General features: G+C 55.4%; 23 protein-coding genes and 2 pseudogenes. 14 read left to right on the top strand and 11 right to left on the bottom strand.

What is annotated here, in order from left to right; all coding sequences use genetic code 11:
* Nucleotides 1-244: 244 nt before the first annotated feature.
* Nucleotides 245-841, bottom strand: coding sequence for a PEP-CTERM sorting domain-containing protein (locus QZY01_RS23325; protein ID WP_294542044.1), 597 nt, complete (start codon nt 839-841; stop codon nt 245-247).
* Between the two features lie 327 nt (nt 842-1,168).
* Here QZY01_RS23325 and QZY01_RS23320 point away from each other — a divergent pair, with 327 nt between their 5' ends.
* From QZY01_RS23320 to QZY01_RS23310, 3 genes are all read left to right on the top strand, one after another.
* On the top strand, nt 1,169-1,381 hold the full coding sequence (locus QZY01_RS23320; protein WP_294542042.1) for a hypothetical protein: 213 nt from the start codon (nt 1,169-1,171) through the stop codon (nt 1,379-1,381).
* Between the two features lie 387 nt (nt 1,382-1,768).
* Nucleotides 1,769-2,350, top strand: coding sequence for a hypothetical protein (locus QZY01_RS23315; RefSeq protein ID WP_294542040.1), 582 nt, complete (start codon nt 1,769-1,771; stop codon nt 2,348-2,350).
* A 793-nt stretch (nt 2,351-3,143) separates the two neighbouring features.
* On the top strand, nt 3,144-3,362 hold the full coding sequence (locus QZY01_RS23310; protein ID WP_294542038.1) for a hypothetical protein: 219 nt from the start codon (nt 3,144-3,146) through the stop codon (nt 3,360-3,362).
* Nucleotides 3,363-3,613: 251 nt separating this feature from the next.
* On the opposite strand, the gene QZY01_RS23305 is transcribed toward QZY01_RS23310, so the two are convergent.
* Entirely contained in the window at nt 3,614-4,294 is a 681-nt protein-coding gene (locus QZY01_RS23305; protein ID WP_294542036.1) for a hypothetical protein, read from the bottom strand.
* A gap of 405 nt (nt 4,295-4,699) precedes the next feature.
* Between QZY01_RS23305 and QZY01_RS23300 the strand changes: the two are divergent.
* Nucleotides 4,700-4,813, top strand: a pseudogene (locus tag QZY01_RS23300) (SOS response-associated peptidase); the annotation flags it as partial.
* 240 nt (nt 4,814-5,053) lie between these two features.
* Complete coding sequence (locus QZY01_RS23295) at nt 5,054-5,323, top strand: helix-turn-helix transcriptional regulator (protein ID WP_294542035.1); 270 nt, start codon at nt 5,054-5,056, stop codon at nt 5,321-5,323.
* A gap of 121 nt (nt 5,324-5,444) precedes the next feature.
* On the opposite strand, the gene QZY01_RS23290 is transcribed toward QZY01_RS23295, so the two are convergent.
* Entirely contained in the window at nt 5,445-5,786 is a 342-nt protein-coding gene (locus tag QZY01_RS23290) for a hypothetical protein (protein ID WP_294542033.1), read from the bottom strand.
* Nucleotides 5,787-6,308: 522 nt separating this feature from the next.
* Here QZY01_RS23290 and QZY01_RS23285 point away from each other — a divergent pair.
* Nucleotides 6,309-6,728 carry a response regulator gene (locus tag QZY01_RS23285; RefSeq protein WP_294542031.1) on the top strand — a complete coding sequence of 140 codons (420 nt, stop codon included), beginning with the start codon at nt 6,309-6,311 and terminating at the stop codon, nt 6,726-6,728.
* A 140-nt stretch (nt 6,729-6,868) separates the two neighbouring features.
* On the opposite strand, the gene QZY01_RS23280 is transcribed toward QZY01_RS23285, so the two are convergent.
* Entirely contained in the window at nt 6,869-7,249 is a 381-nt protein-coding gene (locus QZY01_RS23280) for a response regulator (protein WP_294542029.1), read from the bottom strand.
* 499 nt (nt 7,250-7,748) lie between these two features.
* On the opposite strand from QZY01_RS23280, the gene QZY01_RS23275 reads away from it, so the two are divergent.
* Together QZY01_RS23275 and QZY01_RS23270 are read left to right on the top strand one after the other, a co-directional pair.
* Nucleotides 7,749-9,287 (top strand): class I SAM-dependent DNA methyltransferase, encoded by a 1,539-nt coding sequence (locus QZY01_RS23275; RefSeq protein WP_294542027.1) that lies wholly within the window; start codon nt 7,749-7,751, stop codon nt 9,285-9,287.
* Nucleotides 9,284-10,489: a restriction endonuclease subunit S gene (locus tag QZY01_RS23270; RefSeq protein ID WP_294542025.1), complete on the top strand. Its 1,206-nt coding sequence runs from the start codon at nt 9,284-9,286 to the stop codon at nt 10,487-10,489. Before QZY01_RS23275 ends, QZY01_RS23270 begins: the two co-directional genes overlap by 4 nt.
* A 3-nt stretch (nt 10,490-10,492) precedes the next feature.
* Here the strand turns inward: QZY01_RS23270 and QZY01_RS23265 are convergent, their stop codons facing one another.
* Both QZY01_RS23265 and QZY01_RS23260 read right to left on the bottom strand, forming a co-directional pair.
* The gene (locus QZY01_RS23265; RefSeq protein ID WP_294542023.1) at nt 10,493-10,879 is read right to left on the bottom strand and encodes a type II toxin-antitoxin system VapC family toxin; all 387 of its coding nucleotides are present in this window, start codon (nt 10,877-10,879) and stop codon (nt 10,493-10,495) included.
* Nucleotides 10,876-11,121, bottom strand: a complete 246-nt coding sequence (locus QZY01_RS23260) for a type II toxin-antitoxin system prevent-host-death family antitoxin (RefSeq protein WP_294542021.1) — start codon at nt 11,119-11,121, stop codon at nt 10,876-10,878. The genes QZY01_RS23265 and QZY01_RS23260 overlap by 4 nt, the downstream gene beginning before the upstream one ends.
* Before the next feature lie 110 nt (nt 11,122-11,231).
* Between QZY01_RS23260 and QZY01_RS23255 the strand changes: the two genes are divergently transcribed.
* The 3 genes from QZY01_RS23255 (at nt 11,232) to QZY01_RS23245 (ending at nt 15,606) form a co-directional block, all read left to right on the top strand.
* Nucleotides 11,232-14,621 (top strand): DEAD/DEAH box helicase family protein, encoded by a 3,390-nt coding sequence (locus QZY01_RS23255; protein ID WP_294542019.1) that lies wholly within the window; start codon nt 11,232-11,234, stop codon nt 14,619-14,621.
* 145 nt (nt 14,622-14,766) lie between these two features.
* Nucleotides 14,767-15,192, top strand: a complete 426-nt coding sequence (locus QZY01_RS23250) for a hypothetical protein (protein WP_294542017.1) — start codon at nt 14,767-14,769, stop codon at nt 15,190-15,192.
* Nucleotides 15,193-15,393: 201 nt separating this feature from the next.
* Complete coding sequence (locus QZY01_RS23245) at nt 15,394-15,606, top strand: hypothetical protein (protein ID WP_294542015.1); 213 nt, start codon at nt 15,394-15,396, stop codon at nt 15,604-15,606.
* Between the two features lie 303 nt (nt 15,607-15,909).
* Here the strand turns inward: QZY01_RS23245 and QZY01_RS23240 are convergent, their stop codons facing one another.
* From QZY01_RS23240 to QZY01_RS23230, 3 genes are all read right to left on the bottom strand, one after another.
* Nucleotides 15,910-16,164, bottom strand: a complete 255-nt coding sequence (locus QZY01_RS23240; protein WP_294542014.1) for a hypothetical protein — start codon at nt 16,162-16,164, stop codon at nt 15,910-15,912.
* A gap of 318 nt (nt 16,165-16,482) precedes the next feature.
* On the bottom strand, nt 16,483-16,839 hold the full coding sequence (locus QZY01_RS23235) for a hypothetical protein (RefSeq protein ID WP_294542012.1): 357 nt from the start codon (nt 16,837-16,839) through the stop codon (nt 16,483-16,485).
* A gap of 116 nt (nt 16,840-16,955) precedes the next feature.
* The gene (locus tag QZY01_RS23230) at nt 16,956-17,372 is read right to left on the bottom strand and encodes a hypothetical protein (RefSeq protein ID WP_294542010.1); all 417 of its coding nucleotides are present in this window, start codon (nt 17,370-17,372) and stop codon (nt 16,956-16,958) included.
* Between the two features lie 176 nt (nt 17,373-17,548).
* On the opposite strand from QZY01_RS23230, the gene QZY01_RS23225 reads away from it, so the two are divergent.
* Together QZY01_RS23225 and QZY01_RS23220 are read left to right on the top strand one after the other, a co-directional pair.
* On the top strand, nt 17,549-17,749 hold the full coding sequence (locus tag QZY01_RS23225) for a hypothetical protein (protein WP_294542008.1): 201 nt from the start codon (nt 17,549-17,551) through the stop codon (nt 17,747-17,749).
* A gap of 54 nt (nt 17,750-17,803) precedes the next feature.
* Nucleotides 17,804-18,175, top strand: a complete 372-nt coding sequence (locus tag QZY01_RS23220; RefSeq protein WP_294542006.1) for a hypothetical protein — start codon at nt 17,804-17,806, stop codon at nt 18,173-18,175.
* Between the two features lie 47 nt (nt 18,176-18,222).
* On the opposite strand, the gene QZY01_RS23215 is transcribed toward QZY01_RS23220, so the two are convergent.
* Entirely contained in the window at nt 18,223-18,714 is a 492-nt protein-coding gene (locus tag QZY01_RS23215; RefSeq protein WP_294542005.1) for a hypothetical protein, read from the bottom strand.
* 54 nt (nt 18,715-18,768) lie between these two features.
* On the opposite strand from QZY01_RS23215, the gene QZY01_RS23210 reads away from it, so the two are divergent.
* On the top strand, nt 18,769-19,059 hold the full coding sequence (locus tag QZY01_RS23210; protein WP_294542003.1) for a hypothetical protein: 291 nt from the start codon (nt 18,769-18,771) through the stop codon (nt 19,057-19,059).
* A 244-nt stretch (nt 19,060-19,303) separates the two neighbouring features.
* Here the strand turns inward: QZY01_RS23210 and QZY01_RS23205 are convergent.
* A pseudogene (locus QZY01_RS23205) lies at nt 19,304-19,896 on the bottom strand (hypothetical protein); the annotation flags it as partial.

Raw genomic sequence — 19,896 nt, 5'->3', positions numbered from 1 at the left:
ATCACCTCGCCCCGGTCCTTGCCCATCACGTACTCGCCCTCGTCCAAGCCGCCGGGGCGCGAGCCTAAAAGGACTGCTTTTCCCGACGATTGACCGGGGCACTGGCAAGCTCACCGAGACGCCCCAGCCCAAGGGCTTGCCGTCGCTTTGAAGCCGAATGCCATCTTTGGTCAAAGATTGTCCGGCGCAAAAAGTAAAGGCCGCCTCTCGGCGGCCTTTGCAAATTTCGATTGAAAAAAGGCGATCAGGCGGCGACGGAAGCCATCTTGTTCCGACGATAGCTGGCGAAGCCGAGACCGACGAAGCCAATCATCATCAGCGCCCAAGTGGACGGCTCAGGGACCCCGGATGACATGGACTGATATTGCGCTCCCGAGAAGCCCAGCGTATTTCCAACCCCTGTAACTGGCTGACTGCCACCGTTCCAAAATAGCCAATTTGCGCCTGCGATTTCTACTTGGTCATTTAAACGAAGCTGGAAACCATTGCCCGCCGCATCGTTAAAATTGAAGTCAAAATTTGCGTCCGTTATCTGGCCGTTGGTCTCCTGAAAGCCTGTGCCGCCCCATTGCCAACTGGATGTCAAAGGGCCGGACGCGAGACCAAGTCCGGGATCAGCATACGTGATCGAAACCGCCGTTGGTTTAGACCAACCATTGTCGGTCAATCCATAAAGCACTCCGGTTACGATGCCACCATCAATTGGGGTTCGATCATAAAAGTAGCTGGCCGGACCATTTTCTATTGTGAAACTAAAAGTGTCAGCCTGAGCAGCAGACACGGCCATCGTTGCGCCAAAAAGAACTGCCGCTGCTTTGATGATATTGATTTTGCTTGCCATGGGATACCCCAACCTTTGCGAACGTTATGACCATCCGTGACTATTTCAAATGGGCCGACGCGATATATCGTCGATCTCAAATCCGCAAGGACGGCGCCAGATATTTTTGGGATGCAGAAAAATGGTCTTTGTGCTCATTGAAAATACAATTTTCGCACGTTTATTTTGACTAATAGTCAATAATATCAATCTATTACGCCGTTGCGAAAAAAGACTTTTCGCCTTTTTCGTCTAAAACCTTTGCGGGTCCGGACGTCTTTCGGTTCCCTGTCAGGAGCCAAAACCTCGCAAAATAGGAAGTTCTTGCGAAAATTGTTCGCATTCTAAATGCAATTCGCGAATTCCTTGGCCACCCGGACGCCCCTGCCCCAAGCAAACGCTTATGCGATGATTCAGCGCAGGGCTGTGGGCTCCAGAATCGAGACCAAGATCGGCAACCAAACGTTCCGCGCCACCGGTATCACGGCTTCTTTCAAGATTGGCGGGACTTTGGAAAAGGCTGCCGCCATGGGCAACCGTTCATCGACCCGGACCCGATGATCGGCGGAACGATTAGGTGAGCCCAGCCGAGATTGAGCGGATCGTGATATGAGCGCTGACGATCCGGGATTTCTGCGCCGGGGTCTGTGGAGCTTCGTCCGATGGAGTTCGTGCATCGCGTCTGGTGGCAGATAATGAAGATCGGATGACACCGACCGCGAATAGCGCAAAACAGCGCAAAGGGGAAGGCCAAGAAAGGGTTGCTCGACGTTACCGGCGGCGTTCTCGATAGATTCGCGATGCGAGGCAAGGCTTTTTCGAAATGCAATTCGCGCGGCAGACGATTTTGTAATATGCAAACTCCTCCGGGATGAGGTTTATAATATTTCTTTTTAAATTCATCTAGTTAATCTATGCCGGACCAATCGCCAGCGCATGGCGCCGACCTTGCAGAACATGATCATCTGCCGCGTGATTGTCTGGACGCAAGCGTTCTGCGCCAAATGGGCGCCGTTTTGTAGGGCGATGGTTATGACTTCGTACGTTGTTTCTCCTGAGTTTCGTGACCTAGTCGACGAGGCTGTTACCGACAAGGGCCGCTGTGCCGATGATGCTTCTAACAAATCGTCCATGACGTCGATCACATGGCGCGTCCCTGTAGCATGGCTGTGCGGGATGATCGTTGGCGCCCTATTTTATTGCGTCGCCGGAACTCTGGTCATAGGATACGGTCAAGTCGACACCGGCGGCTCAATCTCGACCTACTGGGCGCGAAGCCAGACCGACAAAAGACCGATCCGTGGCATCTGTGCATCCGCCTGTACCATGCGCCTCAAACACGCTAGCTGCGTTGAGAGGGAAGCAACGCTTGGCTTTCATGCTGGAACCCATCCCATCGGAACAAACATGATGCTTGGGATGTATGCGCCAGCCCTTCGCGCCTACGTCAGCGCACACTGTCTCAGCGGGAATTTATGCTGGATCACTGGCGCTCAGTTGATTGATGTCTTTCGGTATCAAGCCTGCTAGAGCATTTTCGGCTTATTCCTGATCATATCCGCATGCGGCGAAGCAGTTTGCAGACTCGGTTGATCGGCGCCACGATGAAGTGAGCCTCGACGAAATCGAGCGGATCGTGATTTGAGGAGATGCGTCGGACCGATTGCTTCGGCGGGTATTTCTGCGCCGGGGTCTGCCCTTTCAATTCGTCGGGCAGATTTCGGGAACCGCGTCAGGACATTTTAAAAATCTTGGGGTAAAAAAGAGGGAGCACGCTTTTTCCGCAGCCAAGGAATTTAAAAATGCCATTAGCTGTCCTCACCCCGCCACCTCCGGGAAAAATTTCATCGAGACCTATTATGACCGTTTAGAAATGGATATGCCAGCAGATCGGCGATCTGCTGGCATGCGGTCGCGCTTTAGCGTTGCATTTCAATCAATCGCGAGGGGAAGCCCTATTGAAAGGGCGGCGGCAGAAATCCGGCTTTTGCTGGTTTCGGTCATTGGGGCCGCAAGTGCAGCCGCGCGAGCCTTTCGTGGGGCGCACTCATTCCACTGATCCGCGAGGCAGTTAACCTCACCGCAATCAAGGCACAAGTCCATCTTTATTGGAACATCGTCACAAATATGACGCCGCCAAAATTCATGCAAGCTATGGAACATCGCAAGCCCTCCCGGCACCCGCATCCCGCCTGCGGCACCTGCCATTATCTTTCAAGTTATCCCTAAATCGGCGCCCAAGCAGCGAACCTTACCAAAAATATAGAGTTAGATCAATAAGATAGGCCTCTTCGCGGATTTTAGTGGGAAAAGGGCGGATGAGATGCTTTTATCTTTTATTATCAATATGTTAGCAGGCTTTTCAGGTAGCCAAAAACCTTTCACGATTTCTGGCGTGAAAAAACCGCCTGACAAAGCTCCGATCAACAACCTGCGCGACGCATACAAGGCGCCCGCATTTCGGATGGCGGAACGTCACGAAGTCCAACTTCCGACCCAGCACTCCCTCGAAAGCCGTGCCGGTCATCTCGACCAACGATGAAGAAATTGACGTCTGGCTCAGTGCGTCGGCGGTTGAGGCAATGGCGCTTTAAAGCCCGCTGGTCGAAAGGCCGGTGAAACAGTTGCTTCGAAGAGAGTTGCAGCAAAAATGCCCGGCGGAAGGAAGGCCGCGCCGAAGGTCGCGGCGGAATAAGGCGGCTGGATATAGGGAAGCCCGGCGGTGGGTACGCTGAGCGAAAGAAAAAGGTCGCCGTATCGCGACCTCTCTTTACACGATGCAAAAGCAAAGCCTCACGCGACGGTTAAAAGGGCCTTGCGCGATCTATAGCCCGCGAAGCCGACGCTCCCGAAGCCAACGAGCATCATCGCCCAAGTCGAAAGCTCAGGAACCCCGGCTGTCACACCTGTTACCGTGATGTTCCAGCCGCCGTAATTGTCGGCAAAGATATCGTCGTTAGCTCCGAGCGACAACCGGGTGGCCCCGACTGGAATAAAGATTCGAACCGATCCGTCACATGTTCTTACCGAACCGTCGCATGCGAAGGGAGAACCCTTAACGAGGCCCGAACTATCCGTGAACGCACCTACCAACGACATCAAGTTGAGAGGGTTACCCGTGTTTGTCGGATCAATCGAAAAAGTCGGGAACGGTTGCCCAGAGTAGCCGATCCCCGACAGGCCACTTCCGCTGCCGAAGATGCCGCCAACATAACCGTAAACATCGACCGAAGGAGGCGCTCCCGAAAAGGCGCTCGCGAACCCGCTATCATAGGTTATGGTTATCGCAGTCGCACCGGTCTCCAGAGCAAGCACCACGGCACCGGTGTTGTCACCGACGCCGTAAGTCAGGCTAGGATTGCTCCCAACCGACCAAGGCCCGTTAAACGCTGAAACGAACACCGTACGAGCCAAGGTCGAATTCGCGAAGGCAAGGGACAGAGCCGCGCCCGCCAATACTGTCGCCCACTTCATGACGTTTCCCCTTAAGTTATCGGATGCCACTACCTTTCCGGCGGTCTGTTTAACTAGAGTCCGCCGGGGTCGACCGTTGAAACGACACGCAAAATATTCACGAAATTTAAACTTATCACCATCGGAGTTCAACGGCAAGGCCGACATCACCGCGCAGCGCACCAAAGTCTTTTTTTGCCGCTACTCCTGCACGATGCTTAATAGCTACGTTGGAGGTGCGTTTGACGTCGACTTTAGACGCTCGGCGAACATCGTGCCGACGACAGTTCGAACCGAATCCTGCCGATAGCCTCGCCTCGCACTGATATGCCTCCTTTTGTCCGCTCCAACTAACCCGAATTTTGAATCGGCGCGGGCATGAACACAAAATCGCGCCAACTCCCCCAACGCTGGCATAATCGCCGGATGTGCAATCTCTATTCGATGACGAAACCTCAAGACGCAATTGGTGCGATCTTTCGCGTCGTTCGGGACCAGACCGGCAATTTGCCGCCGATGCCGGGCATTTTCCCAGACTATTAGGCGCCGCTCACCGTGTTGCCATCGGCGACGACATTGCCGAAAATTCAAGGGCTGATGATCTGCCAAACATGCGGTGGCAGGGAGATCGGTGTCGCGCCAGCGTGGCCGGGTTACGCCCCGAATGCCAATTAATCTTGGTATGCATGGCCTATGATGAACTCAGCCCCAATCCGACCTTCCAGAGCGATTATCAGTATGGTATAAACAAAATCTGGTTTTCTAACTTAGGTATTTGAGATGAAACCTAATTTCATCGGGCGGCTTGCCTCGGAATCTGAGAGAAAGACCCCTGACCCGATAGACACTTTCGTCGGGGCAAGGCTTCGGATGCGCCGCTTGTCGCTGGGAATAAATGAGGATGAACTTGCCCACATGATAGGTGCGACAATTTCGGATGTTCAAAAATTTGAAACTGGTGAAAGCAGAATCTCGGCGCAGCAACTCTTTCGAATTTCGCGTATTCTGAAAGTACCGATGTCCTATTTCTTCGAACGCGGCCCCATGTAATCTATCGACCGTTGATTTGTCCGTGAGACAATCGCCACCGCTCCCGAACTGGTCGCGGTCCGGACGACGGTTCTATTGGTCCGGCGTAGGCTGCGGCGTGGATTTCCTGATTGTCGCTGCGTCAGTCGGACTTATCAGTTAAGCCGACGCTGGAAAAGGTCGCCAACGGGCATGAACGGCACAACCGGTCCCGACAGCGACCACATGCGGAAAGCCTCTTGGCGTGCGCTAGGAGAATGGCGTCAGCAAGGGCAACCAAGGTAACCCCTTCATCATGCGCCCTTTTGAATTCGGAGATAAACTGAAGCGGTAAGTTCTTGGCCATTACCATTGCAAGCGCATCAATGGTTTTAAGGTCACGATCAGGCAGGTCTGCCGAGTTTTCCATCCTTGGCGCCGTCGGCGTCGCGATAGGCCGCTCGCAAACGAGACTCCTCGAAATCGGATGATTTGCAATCGCCATGACATCTCCCGCGCTGCAACCCAACACTGTAAATGTTATAATAAAGCCGAAAAAGGCTTTCAAGTCATTGATTTAAATTATTTCCCGGTAAGCGGCGCGGACTCACAGTGGCAGCTTGCGGTTCGACCGCCCTCGCCGCCGATCTCCCTTAAACCGCCAACTATCCGCCGCCTGCTTCGCGCTATGGGGGCTCCGCGCCCTTTATGGCCAGACGCGATTTGGTCGATTGGTGGATTTCTGCGCCGGGGTCGATGTTTTTCGCACGAAATAATTCGCGCTTTGCATCTGGCGCCAGAATTAATACGGGGCCACCCTGCCTACGGATCGCGTAAATAGCGGAAAACACAAGCATATATGGTCCGGGATTGCTATCGCAGCGGCCCCGTGGGCGCGGTTTCAAGCAAAACTCTTCGGCCTTTCGTCTTCTAAAGCATGAGTAGATTCCGAATCTGTCGCAACGCAAAGCCGCGTGATCATCTGAATCCAAGCGTTCCAAATTTTTGCCGGAACGAGGCTGAATTCATGGCGTTCGATCAAAATATTCCGGTCATTCACGTTATCGACGACGATCCTGCATTGCTCGATTCACTGAATATGCTCCTGACATCGGAGGGTTATGCGGTTCGCACCTATGCGTCCGCTCGAATTTTTCTCGAAACCGACTGGCAATGCGAAAGCGGTTGCATCTTGACGGATGTACATATGCCGGAAATGAGCGGGCTCGATCTGTTGGCGGCTTTGGCTGCACAGCGCAACGACACCCCAGTCATCGTCCTGACCGGACGCGCCGATGCTCAAATTGCGGTCTCAGCCCTGAAGCTGGGAGCGTTCAACATTTTATCGAAACTCGCCGGCGCCGACGCCCTGCTTGCATCCATCGACGCGGCATTGAAGCTTAGGAACGAGCGTCATCCGTTGCAGCCTGCGAGCTTTGTGGCATAAACTTCTGGGAACTTCGCCAAATATTTGATCTACCGGGCGACCTAAGACACCCCCGAAGCATTCGATTCGCCAACCATAGGCCATCTGAATTGCGGTGCAGGCTCCCCGCTTTTCTCGGGGCGTTTCGGTCAAGTTGGGACTTAGTTGTGGGATAGCGTCAATGCATTGCGAATGGCCGCAAGCAGTATTTCGGGGTCTAATGGCGTCTCAAAAAAATTTACCGCGCCTTGCATCCTTACCGTAGTTTCAAGCTCATGATCGGCAATTCCGCTCATGACGATAACCGGAAAAAAGATGCCCCGTTCATTGAGCGCAGCCAACAAATCCAGCCCGTCCATGCCGGGTATTTGAGCATCCGCCAAGATGCAACTGGCGGCGTCGGTTTGCTCAATCTTAGCAAGGAATGAGGGAATGGAAGCGTATTTTTTGACTGTATAACCTTCCACTTTCAGCAAAATACCTAATGAATCCCGCGTCGCATTGTGAGCAGTGACGACGTGAATTATTTGGGAAGCGCTCATAACTTTCTCGCCTCCAAATTCGTATCTAATTTGAAAAACCACCGTTACTCTCCGATGAAGTGCGGACGAAGCTTGGTCAAATCTGCGCGTAAACATTCTTGGTCTAGGCTCTACGCCCGGCCAAGTTGGCGTGACACAAACATTTCTTCTTCCGTTCGCCGAGATTGGTGCGCGACGAAATCCCGCACTCTCTCGGCTCACCGCAAGGTGGGCGCCGTGGCGAACTTTTTGGCTAGTTTTTATTAACTATCTGTTTTTAAAGGATTTTTCTGATCGTCGGTTCACAGAAGGAGATGAAAATGCAAACTCTCCGGCTTGACGAATCGCGTCGCGCAACTGAAAACGTGCCGAATTGCGAGTCCGTCAACTTGTTGATGCAAAATGGAAAAAGGGCCGCCGACGGAAGCTGCGAGCCGATGCCCGGCAGCGCCTTCCTGCGACATATGTTGCTCCCCTTGCCGCTTGTCGTTAGCTTGACGCGGGTCTTTAGGGGAATCGCATGCTCACCGGCGAATTGCGCAGCAAAATCGATAGCATCTGGAATGATTTCTGGTCCGGCGGCCTTGCCAATCCGCTTCAGGTCATCGAGCAGATCACCTTTTTGATTTTCATCAAGCGCCTCGACGAAATGCAGGAGGTCGCGGAGCGCAAGGCCACCATGCTGAACCGCCCTCTGGAGCGGCGGATTTTTCCGGAAGGCGCGGACGAGAAGGGCGAGCCTTGGGAGAATTTGCGCTGGTCGCGGTTCAAGAATTTCGCCGGGCCTGAAATGTTCAGGACCGTCGACGAACGGGTCTTCCCCTTCCTGCGCGGCCTCAACGGCGATGGCGGCGAATACGCCAAGCATATGAGGGATGCGCGGTTTCAAATTCCCAGCCCGCAGCTTCTGACCAAGGTCGTGGAAAAGCTCGATCATGTAGACATGGGCGACCGCGACACCAAGGGCGACGTTTACGAATATATGCTGGCGAAGATCGCGTCCGCCGGTCAGAACGGCCAGTTCCGCACGCCGCGCCATATCATCGCGCTGATGGTCGAGTTGATGCAGCCGAGACCCGAGGACGTGATCTGCGATCCGGCGGCGGGCACCTGCGGCTTTCTGGTCGCCGCTGGTGAATATCTGCGAAAGCATCACGCGGGCCTGTTCAGCGATGCGCGCCTGAAAAAGCATTTCAATGAGACGCTGTTCAACGGCTTCGATTTCGACCCGACCATGTTGCGCATCGGCGCGATGAACATGGCGCTGCATGGCGTCGAAAACGCCAATGTCGCCTATCGCGATTCCCTCGCCGAGGACCATGCCGAGGACGCGGGCGCCTATTCGCTGGTGCTCGCCAATCCCCCCTTCGCGGGTTCCCTCGACAATGAGACCACCGCCAAGGATTTGCAGCGCATCGTCAAGACCAAGAAGACGGAACTGCTGTTCATCGCCCTGTTCCTGCGGCTGTTGAAGGTGGGCGGGCGCGCGGCGGTGATCGTGCCCGATGGGGTTTTGTTCGGCTCCTCCAAGGCGCACAAGGATTTGCGCAAAATGCTGGTCGATGAGAACAAGCTCGACGCCGTGATCAAACTGCCGTCTGGCGTTTTTAGGCCCTATGCGGGAGTCTCCACCGCCATTCTGGTTTTTACGCGCACGGGCGTCGGCGGCACGGATTTCGTCTGGTTCTACGATGTGCAGGCGGATGGCTGGTCGCTCGACGACAAGCGCCAGCCTCTGCTGGCGCCGGAAAAACTCGGGCCCACGCCGGAGGCAGAACTGGACGAGGCCGAAGCGGCGAAGAACAACCTGCCCGATCTGCTGATGCGCTGGGAGGAGCGGGCTTCCGCCGAACGCGACCGTCCGCGCACGGCGCAGAGTTTTTGCGTTCCAAAAGCTGAAATTGCGGCGGCGGGCTACGACCTTTCTCTCAACCGTTTTCGCGAAGTCGAGCACGACGAGGTCGCGCACGACAGCCCGGCGGAGATTCTTGCGGACTTGCGTCGGATCGAGACCGAGATTTCCGATGGCATGGCGCGGCTTGAGGAAATGCTGGCGTGAACAGCCTCTCGCTCGGCAACCTCGCTATTTTTAATCCTTCCTGCTCGCATTTGCATGAGGATGAGGAAGTCGCGTTCGTGCCGATGGCCCGTGTTTCAGAAACGGGCCGAATGGACGTTCCCGAAACGCTTGCTGCGGCTGATTTGAAAGCTGGCTATAGCTATATGCAAAACGGCGACGTTCTCGTTGCGAAAATCACGCCATGCTATGAGAACAACAAAATCGCAATTGCGGATTTCGGCCAGCGGCACGGTTTTGGCTCGACTGAATTTCATGTCATTCGGCCTTTCTCGGACAGGCTCAACAATCGCTTTCTTTGCCATTTTCTTCGCCAAGACCGTGTGCGAGTCGAGGGCGCGCGTAGAATGACGGGCAGCGCAGGCCAGCGGCGCGTACCGAGAAAATTTCTTGAAGAACTGATAATACCCCTTCCGCCCCTCGCCGAACAGCGGCAGATCGCGGCGATCCTCGATCAGGCCGACGCCCTGCGCCGCAAGCGGAGGGAGGCTATAGCTCGTCTGGGTCATTTAACCGAGGCGCTGATCTCAACTATCATTCAGAATCTGCGCGTCGAGGGACGAAGAAAAGTCAGGTTGGCCGATTTCGTTGACTTTCAAGTCGGCTATCCATTCAAGAGCAGCCAATATTCAGAAGATTTTGCTGACATAAGGCTATGCCGAGGCGCGAATGTCCTGCCCGACAGGATTGATTGGCAGGATACGGCCTATTGGCCACGAAATTTAGCGAGCGATTTCGGAATTTTTGAACTCCACGAAGACGATATTGTGCTTGCGATGGATCGTCCTTGGATTTCTGAGGGCCTAAAAGTGGCGCGAGTAAAGGAAAGCGATCTGCCCGCTCTCCTCGTCCAGCGTGTAGCCCGACTGAGACCGAACGACCGACGAGCATCCGCTTTTTTGCTCGAACTGCTCAAAAGCACGGAATTCGTGGGGCATTGCAAAATCACGGAAACAACTGTCCCGCATATTTCACCGGTCGAAATTCGAGAGTTTGAAATACCATTGCTTAACGACAGTGACCTTGAACGGATTGGTGGTAGGTTCGCCGAAGTCGACAAAATGAAAGCCGCCCACCGCGCCCATCTGAAAAAACTCGACGCCCTGTTCGCCGTCCTGCAACACCGCGCCTTTCGCGGCGAGTTGACGGGCGCCTCCGCAGGCAAAAATCTGGAACTGGCCTGACGCTCAAACCTTACGGATCGGGCCGGGATAGGCGCCGATCAAGGCGTCGCTGGTCATCAGCGTCAGCCCTTCGACCATGGCCTGCGCGATGAGGATGCGGTCGAACGGGTCCTTGTGCAGCGGCGGCAACAGGTCGAGCGCCACGGCATGGGCGCCCGTGATCGCCAGTTCCTCATAGCCGTTTTCGATCAGGCCCTGCCGCAAGGCGCGCGGATCGACGCGAAAATACGGGCGATCAAGGCCGCGTTTGATGGCGATCTCCCAAAAACTGGCGGCGCTGAACCAAAGCGCGTTGTCCGGGTTCTCGATTGCCTCGCGCGCCGCCTGCGGCAGTAACTCCGGCGCGCCCGCCGCCCAGAGCAGCAGGTGCGTGTCGAGCAAAAACCTCATGACTCGCCGTCGAACAGGCTTTCGATCTCCGCGCGGCCCATGCGGTCGAAATCTTCGGGAACCTCGATTTGACCGCTCAGGAAACCCGTGCGGCGCATGGCGGCGGGTTCCGGCGCGTCGAGCGGCGTGACTTTGACCAGCGGTTTTCCCGCCTTGGCGATAATGAAACTGTCACCCGCCGCCGCCTGTTCGACGAGGCGCGACAGATGGGTCTTGGCTTCGTGGATGTTGATCTGGCGCATGGCGAACTCACTGGACTAACCCAATTTAGTCCAGTGAGTGCGAGAAACCAAGGGGCCGCCTTTTTCTGCCGATGGACAAAGGGCGCGAAACCAGTTCGAATGGCGGGGCCATGTCGCAATTCCATTTTCTCAAGACTGAATTTCCTGAAGTTTTTGCCGCCGCCGCACAGGCCGAGTCGCAGGCCTATTCGGATGCGCGCGCCGCCGGGGTTCATTGCCGCATTGCGCTGGAGACTTTGGTCGATTGGCTTTTTCGGCGCGAGAAGAGCTTAAAAACGCCCTATAGCGACAACCTCGCCGCCTATCTCGCCGAACCGAGTTTTCAGGCGCTGGTCGGGCAGACGCTTTCGATCAAGGCGCGTTTCGTCAAGGATGTCGGCAACGCCGCCGCCCACGGCAAGCCGGTCTCCGCCCAACTGGCGGCCACCGCCCTGCGTGAATTTTTTCATCTGGCCTATTGGCTGGCGCGCACCTACGCCAAGGGCGACAAACCCGCGCCGGACGCCGTTTTCAGCATCGAGGCCTTGCCGCGTCTGACGCAGGTCACCACCACTTCGCTGGCGCAACTTCAAGAAATCGCCCGGCGCTTTCAGGACAATGTCAAAACCCGCGACGAGGCCGAAAACGCGCGCCGCGCCAGCGAGGAGGGCCGCGCCGCGCTGGAGGCCGGACTCGCCGCCGCTCGCGCCGAGATCGCCGCCATCCGCGCCGCCAACCAGCAAATTCCCGACAGCCACGATTACAACGAGGCGGAAACCCGCGACCTCTATATCGACACGCTTTTGCGCGAGGCGGGATTCGATCCGCAGGCGCCTGACGCCGTCGAGGTCGAAGTTGCGGGCATGCCGAGCGATAGCGGCCAAGGGTTTGTCGATTACGTGCTGCGCGGCGGCGACGGCAAGCCGCTGGCGCTCGTCGAAGCCAAACGCACGCGCCGCGACGCGCGGATCGGTCAGCAGCAGGCAAAGCTCTATGCCGACTGCCTTGAGAACCAGTATGGCCAGAGGCCGATCATTTTCTGCACCAATGGTTATGACCATTGGATTTGGGACGATTCTCGTGAGCCGCCGCGCGCCATTCAGGGCTTTTTGAAGCGCGATGAATTGGCGCTGATGATGCAGCGTCGCACGACGCAAAAGCTTTTGGGGGAACAGGCCATCGACAACGCCATTGTCGAGCGGGCCTACCAGCATCGGGCCGTCCGCCGGGTGGCCGAGTCTTTTGAGCGTGATCGCCAACGCAAGGCGCTGCTGGTGATGGCCACTGGCGCCGGAAAGACCCGCACGGTGATCGCGCTGTGCGACCTGCTGATGCGCGCCAATTGGGTGAAGAACGTGTTGTTTCTCGCCGACCGCACCGCGCTGGTTCGGCAGGCGGAAAAAGCGTTCAAGAAATTCCTGCCGGGGTCGCCGACGGTCAATCTCTGCCTCGACAAGGAACAGGAGGGCCGGGTGTATTGCTCGACCTATCCGACCATCATGAAGATGATCGACGAGGCGGGGGCCGCCGAGCGGCGCTTTGGCGTCGGCCATTTCGACCTGATCGTGATCGACGAGGCGCATCGCTCGGTCTATCGAAAATACAAGGCGATCTTCGATTATTTCGACGCCTATCTGGTCGGGCTGACGGCGACGCCGAAGGGCGAGGTGGATCGCGACACCTATCGGCTGTTCGACCTCGAAACCGGCGTGCCGACCGACGCCTATGGTCTCGACGAGGCGGTGCGCGACAGGCATCTGGTTCCGCCGCGCGTGATCGCGTCGAGCACGGATTTTCTCGATGCCGGTATTCGCTACGAACAGCTTTCCGACGAGGAGAAGGAGAAATGGGACGCGCTGGAGTGGGACGAGGAAGGCGCTACGCCTGAAGCCGTTGAGGCCCCGGCGCTGAACAAATGGCTGTTCAATGCCGACACGGTGGACAAGGTGCTGAAAGCATTGATGGAGACCGGGCTGAAGGTCGATGAGGGCGAAAAGCTCGGCAAGACCATCATCTTCGCGAAGAACCGCCCGCACGCCCAATTCATCACGGAGCGGTTCGACGCCAATTACCCGCATCTCCAAGGCCATTTCGCCCGGACCATCGACTATTCGATTTCCTATGCGCAATCGCTGATCGATGATTTCTCCACGCCCGCGAAAACGCCGCAGATCGCAGTTTCCGTCGATATGCTCGACACCGGCATCGATGTGCCGGAGGTTGTGAATCTGGTATTTTTCAAGCCGGTCCGCTCGAAAACCAAATTCTGGCAAATGATCGGGCGCGGGACCCGGCTCTGCAAGGACCTGTGCGGTCCGGGCAAGGACAAGGCGTTTTTCTATATTTTCGACTGGTGCCGAAATTTCGAGTTTTTCAACGAGAATCCCGGCGCGACCGACGCGGTGGCGGCGGACTCGCTGAGCAAGCGTTTGTTTGACGCCCGTGTGCAGTTGATTGGCCAGTTAGACGCTGCGGAGCCTGCCGATGATGAGAAGAGTCGCGCCGTCGTCGATCTGCGCCAGTCGCTCGCGGGAGCCTTGCGGGATGAAGTGCGCGGCATGAGCCCCGACAATTTTCTCGTCCGTCCTCATCGGCGCCAAGTCGAGAGATTTTCCGACGAGGACTCATGGAGCAGTCTCGACGCCGACGCTCGAACCGAGTTGATCGAGCATGTAGCGGGGCTTCCGACAAGCGTGACCGACGACGATCTCGCCGCCAAGCAATTCGACCTGACAATTTATCGCACGCAACTGGCGCTCTTGCAGACCGATGCCTCTTTCGCCACGCTGAAGAAACGCATCCGCGATATCGCCGGACTGCTGGAAGGCTTGGCCAACGTGCCCATGGTCGCCGCCGAACTGGCGCTGATCCTTGAGGTCCAGACAGACGAGTTTTGGCAGGATGTGACCGCGCCCATGCTGGAAACCGTTCGGCGCCGACTGCGCGGGCTCATAAAATTGATCGAATTCAAGAAGCGGCCTATCGTCTATTCCGATTTCGAAGATCGCGTTGGCGTCGCCGCCGAGATCGAGGTGCGCGGCATCCCCATCGGCACGGATATGGAAGCGTTTCGCCGCAAGGCGCGGGCGTTCCTGCGTCCCTACGAAAATCACATCGCCGTTCTAAAACTCCGGCGCAACGAGCCTTTGACCGCCACCGACCTTTCCGAACTTGAGCGCATTTTCGTCGAGGCGGGCGTCGACGCGGACTCACTGGGCCGATTGCAAGCCGAGGGCGGGCTCGGTCGATTTGTCAGAACCTTGGTCGGTCTCGACCGCGAGGCGGCTCAGGCGGCGTTCGTGGAATTCATGTCAGGCCGTCCGCTGACCGCCAACCAGCACGAATTCCTCGGCCTATTGATCGAGCATTTGACGGCAAAGGGGATCATGGACCCCGGCCTGCTCTACGAGGCGCCGTTCACGGATTTCGACAGCAACGGAGTCGCGGGCGTTTTCGAAACGGCGGATGTCGTTAGGCTCATTGAAATCCTGACTGAGGTCGAAAAGAGGAGCGCCGCGTAAATCCCTGCCCGAAAGTCCTTTTGAAAAACCATTTTCAATCACATCAGTGAAGCCGCATTCTGACCTCGCGTCGAATATGCACAATTGTCTTAATTGAGCCATTGAGACCCCGACCGTAACAAAACGACGTGGAAGGAATCGAAAAGTGAAAACCACAACTTTTTCCGCTACTTTTCTCACCTTTTTAATGGTTGCGCCGACCGTCCAAGCCGACGAAAATTGGAAGCAAGTTCCCTGCCGCACCTACATTGAGACTTTTACCAACGGCGGCTTGGAATTGATCAAATTAGTTGATGAAGTTTCGGTTGAACTTCCCGGAATGAACACGCCGAATGCTATCGACGGGCTGGCCTGCGAATGCATCGGTAAGGATAAGTCTCTCGGCGAAGCCGCCAACGCCTTGAGCGGAGCCCTCAAAACGGGACTGTGGCCGCAGATTCCAATCGGTGGCGCTACGGCGGACCCCGCAGCACACCGCTGGGCGGCAGATTTCGGGAACTGGATCGGGGGCAAGGGGAAACGTCCGAGCTTGAACGGGCATCTGGCCTGTGACTACGTTCGACCCAACTGATGCGAACGCGAAACAACTGTTCTGGAATGAAATAATCGAATTCATTGATGCAGCGCAAGGACGCCATCGTGCCGTCAGGGCAGATTAGTTCTTTGCCGCCGTCGTCGCCTACAGCCGCGAGCGCGAATCATGTCGCTTCTTGGAGTTCTCTACTGCGAAAATCCGCAACAGCTAACGGCATCAGGCCTTCGGGGGGAATAAATGTATCGCAAGTCAGGTATGGTCTATCGGCACCAACCGCCAACGATTACAGCTTTGCCAGCAATTTTGGCAGCGGACGCTCCTCATGTCCTCGACGGCACGATTTGCAATGACTATGCATTCCACTTCGAATCGCGCGAACACTTTAGTGCATTTCCCCTGCACAAGCTGATCGGCAAATTTGCCGTGTATGGCAGACTGTTCGCAGCTTAAGGCTAGTTGCCCGTCTGTTTCCTGTCGGTCGAGTTTAAGGCTAGCAAGCGCGGATTACTAGCTACAGTGCTGGATTCAGTTCCTTGCGCCAACCTTTTATCGCTTTTCTCGGCAGCCATGCCACCATTACCACCAGAGGTTGCTGCGGAACTGGCAGTGTTGCCGCTCCGAGCGACATCAGACTCCGCGTGCCGTCCATCACCGCCCGCGCCGACGGAAAGAGACCATCAACGCCAGCGGCGCCGTTTAATCATTTCGGCCTTGCGCCGAGCTATACCGGATCAAACATTCCAACGCGCTGATTCAATGATCCGTTTCATCAATGAACCGCTTTCGAAGTCTAAGTGAATTAAATTCAATGGCGACAATCTCTTCCAATCTGGCGCATCCATGTTCAATCACAAATTCCCGTATAACGCAGTTCATCACAAGAAACCAACCCTCAAGGTAAAAAGCGTCTGGACATAGTGCGAGAAAGTCAGTCTGCGATTGTGGATCATCGAATTGAACTCTCCAGATTTTTGTGACCACAGCTTCTTCTTCATCATCGAGTTTCATAAGGATGTCCACAGCCAGATCGTGTGTTCCTATGAAAACCGTCGTAATGGGCATAATCAATCGTCCGTCCCGAGATAATTCCTCAACATAATCGTCATTACAAAACACTGTTTTTTCCATCATCATAATATTATTTATCACAAATACGAAATCGGAATTCAAATTCCGACCGGATTTTTGAAATTACTATTGGGCGGCGATCAATTGGTGAGACGGTTTCTGTCGGCTTTGTGGCCGATGGCCGGGATGCTGGGAGGTGGAATTGGGGGATGATTTGTAGAGAATGGCGCAGATTTGGCCAAAGTCCAGTTCTTTCCCTCAATTCCCCAAAGCGTTTTTTACGTCGGCGAGGGCTTTTTCGCAGGCGATCCGGTCTCCGGCTTGATCGGCTTCGCGCGCTCGCGCCATTCCGCCATCAATCGCCTGCATGGTTTTCGCGGAAATGTCTCCCAACCGGACCTCGGCGGCGGCAATCGACTTTGGCGTGGGCTGGCGATTCATCGTCGCCGCCGTCGTCTCTTTCCCGCTCGGTCCCGCAGCGGCAGCGGCCTCCAGCTTGGTGTCGATCTGGGCCTGCATCTCGCCAATCTGTTGTGAACAGGGACCAGCAAAAGTTGCCGTTGCGGAGGAAATCGATACGGCGAGGCCAAACGTCAGCGCAATGCGATTGTTCATGGATCGACTCCCTAGATGACGATTCTGCACCCCTCAGCGGGATCATTTTACCAGATCGACGAGTTTCCTCACAGGCTGGACCCCATAACAGCAAGGTTCGGCGGCAAGCTGAGGAGTCAAGGATTGGAGATGGTGCGGGACCTATCGCCATATATCGCCAGCCATCCGGCGGGCGCGCAAGAGCCACAGCGCACACTCAAGCATGAATCGAGCGCGCCCAAATTCGCGGGTGCGCCGCATATTTCACAGACATGCAGTGACCGTTCCCGCGCTATGAATTTTATCCCGCGCAACCGATCCACATCTGCGGCTGGGAGCCCTTCGTGACGGAAATAAATGGTCAGCGCACCAAGCTTCTCCTTGACCTGCGTTATCCTGAATAACGCTCCCGGATTGTCCGACAAGATTTGCTCCGCCGCCGTAAAGACGTCGTCTATCAATTGTCGCCATCCCTCGTGTCCACCTTCGATGTCGATCCGAGACTGCTCGAACCATTTTGGATGTTTTTCGATCCAATTTTTTAGGGAAATCATTGCGGTATCCTACTGGCAACCATTCATTGTTTAGGTTTGATCAGAGGCCACATCGAGGACTTCTCACTTAATCAAAGAGGCAGCGTTGTGCGGCGAAGTCTGTATTACTTTAGATAAATACATTCATAAGCACAACTCACGGTATCGCGTCCGTACGAAGGATGGAGAACATTTCAATGAACTCAACAATTATTATCACCTGCGGTGCCACCACAGCGGATATTCGGCAAGAGCTTGGCTCCCGCTGCGGAGGATTTTCGAAGCTTAAACCTCACGATCCGAGGGGAATCTATGGTGATTTCATATTAAACGTCACCGATGAAGACGCCGCTTTTTATAAAATGAAGTATCCCAAGGTTGTTCGCAGCTTACCCTGACAGGTCCGAACGCCCAATTCGTCCCAAACGGTAATAGAAGGACATTTTTCCCCAATGAGCAAAAATCGCATCTACGATTACCCAATAAGTTATGCGCGTGCCGAATTCATCTTGAAGTGCATTAGTGACGATGACAGCTATATAGAGCCTATGAACATGGTCACACTATCTGACTCCCTCGCCATTTATTATTGGTTGCGATTTTCAAATGTAGTTCATCGCTATCCCGAAAATCGTTTCACCGTTCCGAATGGCTGGGGAGGAACGAAATGGCTGGCCGAGCATTCACCTGATAGTGTCATCATCGAGTGGACGTGGGCTATTTTCAAAGCTGACAACGACCGAATTAGTTTTGACAAGGCATTGATGCAGGAAGCCGATGCAAAACTGTTGGCGTATCTGGCCCGCCCCATAAAGCCTCTCTGATCAAAGTTTTCCGTAATCATTCGACGGCGCCACCGATGCAGGCGAACTCATGAATTCGAGCCGTAACGGGTGGCCCCCGTCACCGTCGGAATCTTGACGCCGATCCCCCGCAAAACGCCATGAAACTCTTTCTCGACCTTGATCCCCAGCATAATCCGCCCGCCACTGGACAGGCAGTCGCAGCCCTCTACGGCCAGTTCAGCCTTGATCCTTGCCGCGATCCGATCCCGGACGGCTTTATGCTGTTCGCAAATATCGGCAAATGCCTTCCAGTCGAGGACGTTCTGGGATTTTTCGATCTCGTGGCGCATGTTTAAAAGCGGAAGCCCGCTCTGGCGCCGCAGAGCATTTCGTTCCGTCATCTGTGTGAAAAGGTCTGCTCTCGATGTCATGACCGTTCGATAATGCCGCAACGATTGATCTGCATCAAGAAAATGATCCGATGTACCGGATCGCAGTCCTGAAGGTCGCCGCTTTCTGACGCAGCGGTCGATCTTCTGCGCGGCCAATTGGCGACGCGCCGAGCGAAGCAAGCGCATCTGTTCCCCGCCAACGCATGAACGAGCGAATCGTGCTCGATATGGAGAAACAAAATGAAAAAGTTCCTCGCTGCCGTCGTCGCCGCGCTGGCGCTGACCTTGAGCGCGAGCGCGCGGGACGTGGATTCGCAGAATGATTGGGTGATGCTCACCCTCGGGTGGAGCAACGGTAGGGGCGCTTACACGATGAACAAAGGTTTTGTTCCTGAGTTCGCAAACAAGGGTCAATGCCAATTGGCTCTTGCTCGCGCGCTTCAGATAGACGCTCGACTGTCGCACGCGGAGGGAGGTGGCAACATCTACCTCTGCACACCCTTGAGCGATTGGTCGGTGGCGGTGTTGTGAAGTCGCGAATTGCCGTCCACGCCTAAAGAAGGGCGTGGGCGGCCTTTCAGAGAGCTATAGGTGAGGCAGCACCCGGCCCTACGGGCTATTAATGGATGATGCCATTCAACGAACTGTTTGGGAACGACCGGGTTTCGCGCATCATGGCCACTCGAATACATAAACAACATTACAATGCGCTGATTCATTGAATCGTTTCAGCCATTCGCGTGCGAAATTCATGAAAAATGGCGCGCTGGTGGGATCACGCTCCTCCGCAACTATGCTCCGAATTGGGTTTTTTCCATCTGCCGTGAGTTCGAAGATTTAATGACGAGTAGACTGTACCCCGGTCATCTCCGGGCGGGCAGTCGATTTGTCGGCTGACAAGGCACAATTTCACACTATCGCCCGGTAGTGAGGCTTCCATCGCGGGGACATAGGCATAACTGCCATTTTGATTGATGCCATTGGTGTAGGTTATGCCGCCAGCGCTGGCGCCGCTGCACGACCAGTAATCTCCATCGGCTGTATCGCCATGGCGCCCTTGAGATTCTTTACCGGATCGGCATTCTTCCCCGGCGGGAAAGACTTCCTTTACGTTGGCAATCTCGCAGATGGGCGGCGTTATCAGTTGGTCCCGTGGGGTATGAGTTTCCATCCATTGCTGATAAATGCTTTTGGGCGCAGGGTGGTTTAACATCCATTTTTCGACCCACTCGCGATATCGCGGTGTGCCGTACCAACCAGAGCACGCAGTTGAGCAAGCGCCAGTAACGGATTTAGGCGTATTGAGAATGCTTGCTGCGCAAGCCGCGCAGGCATCGAACGTGTCGGCATGGGCCATCGTAATCGGAG

Origin of the sequence: uncultured Rhodoblastus sp. (assembly GCF_903903185.1) — a bacterium.
In the GTDB taxonomy this organism is placed as follows: Bacteria; Pseudomonadota; Alphaproteobacteria; order Rhizobiales; family Beijerinckiaceae; genus Rhodoblastus.
The sequence above is the reverse complement of the archived record's forward strand: the minus strand, read 5'-3'. Positions and strand labels throughout refer to the sequence as shown.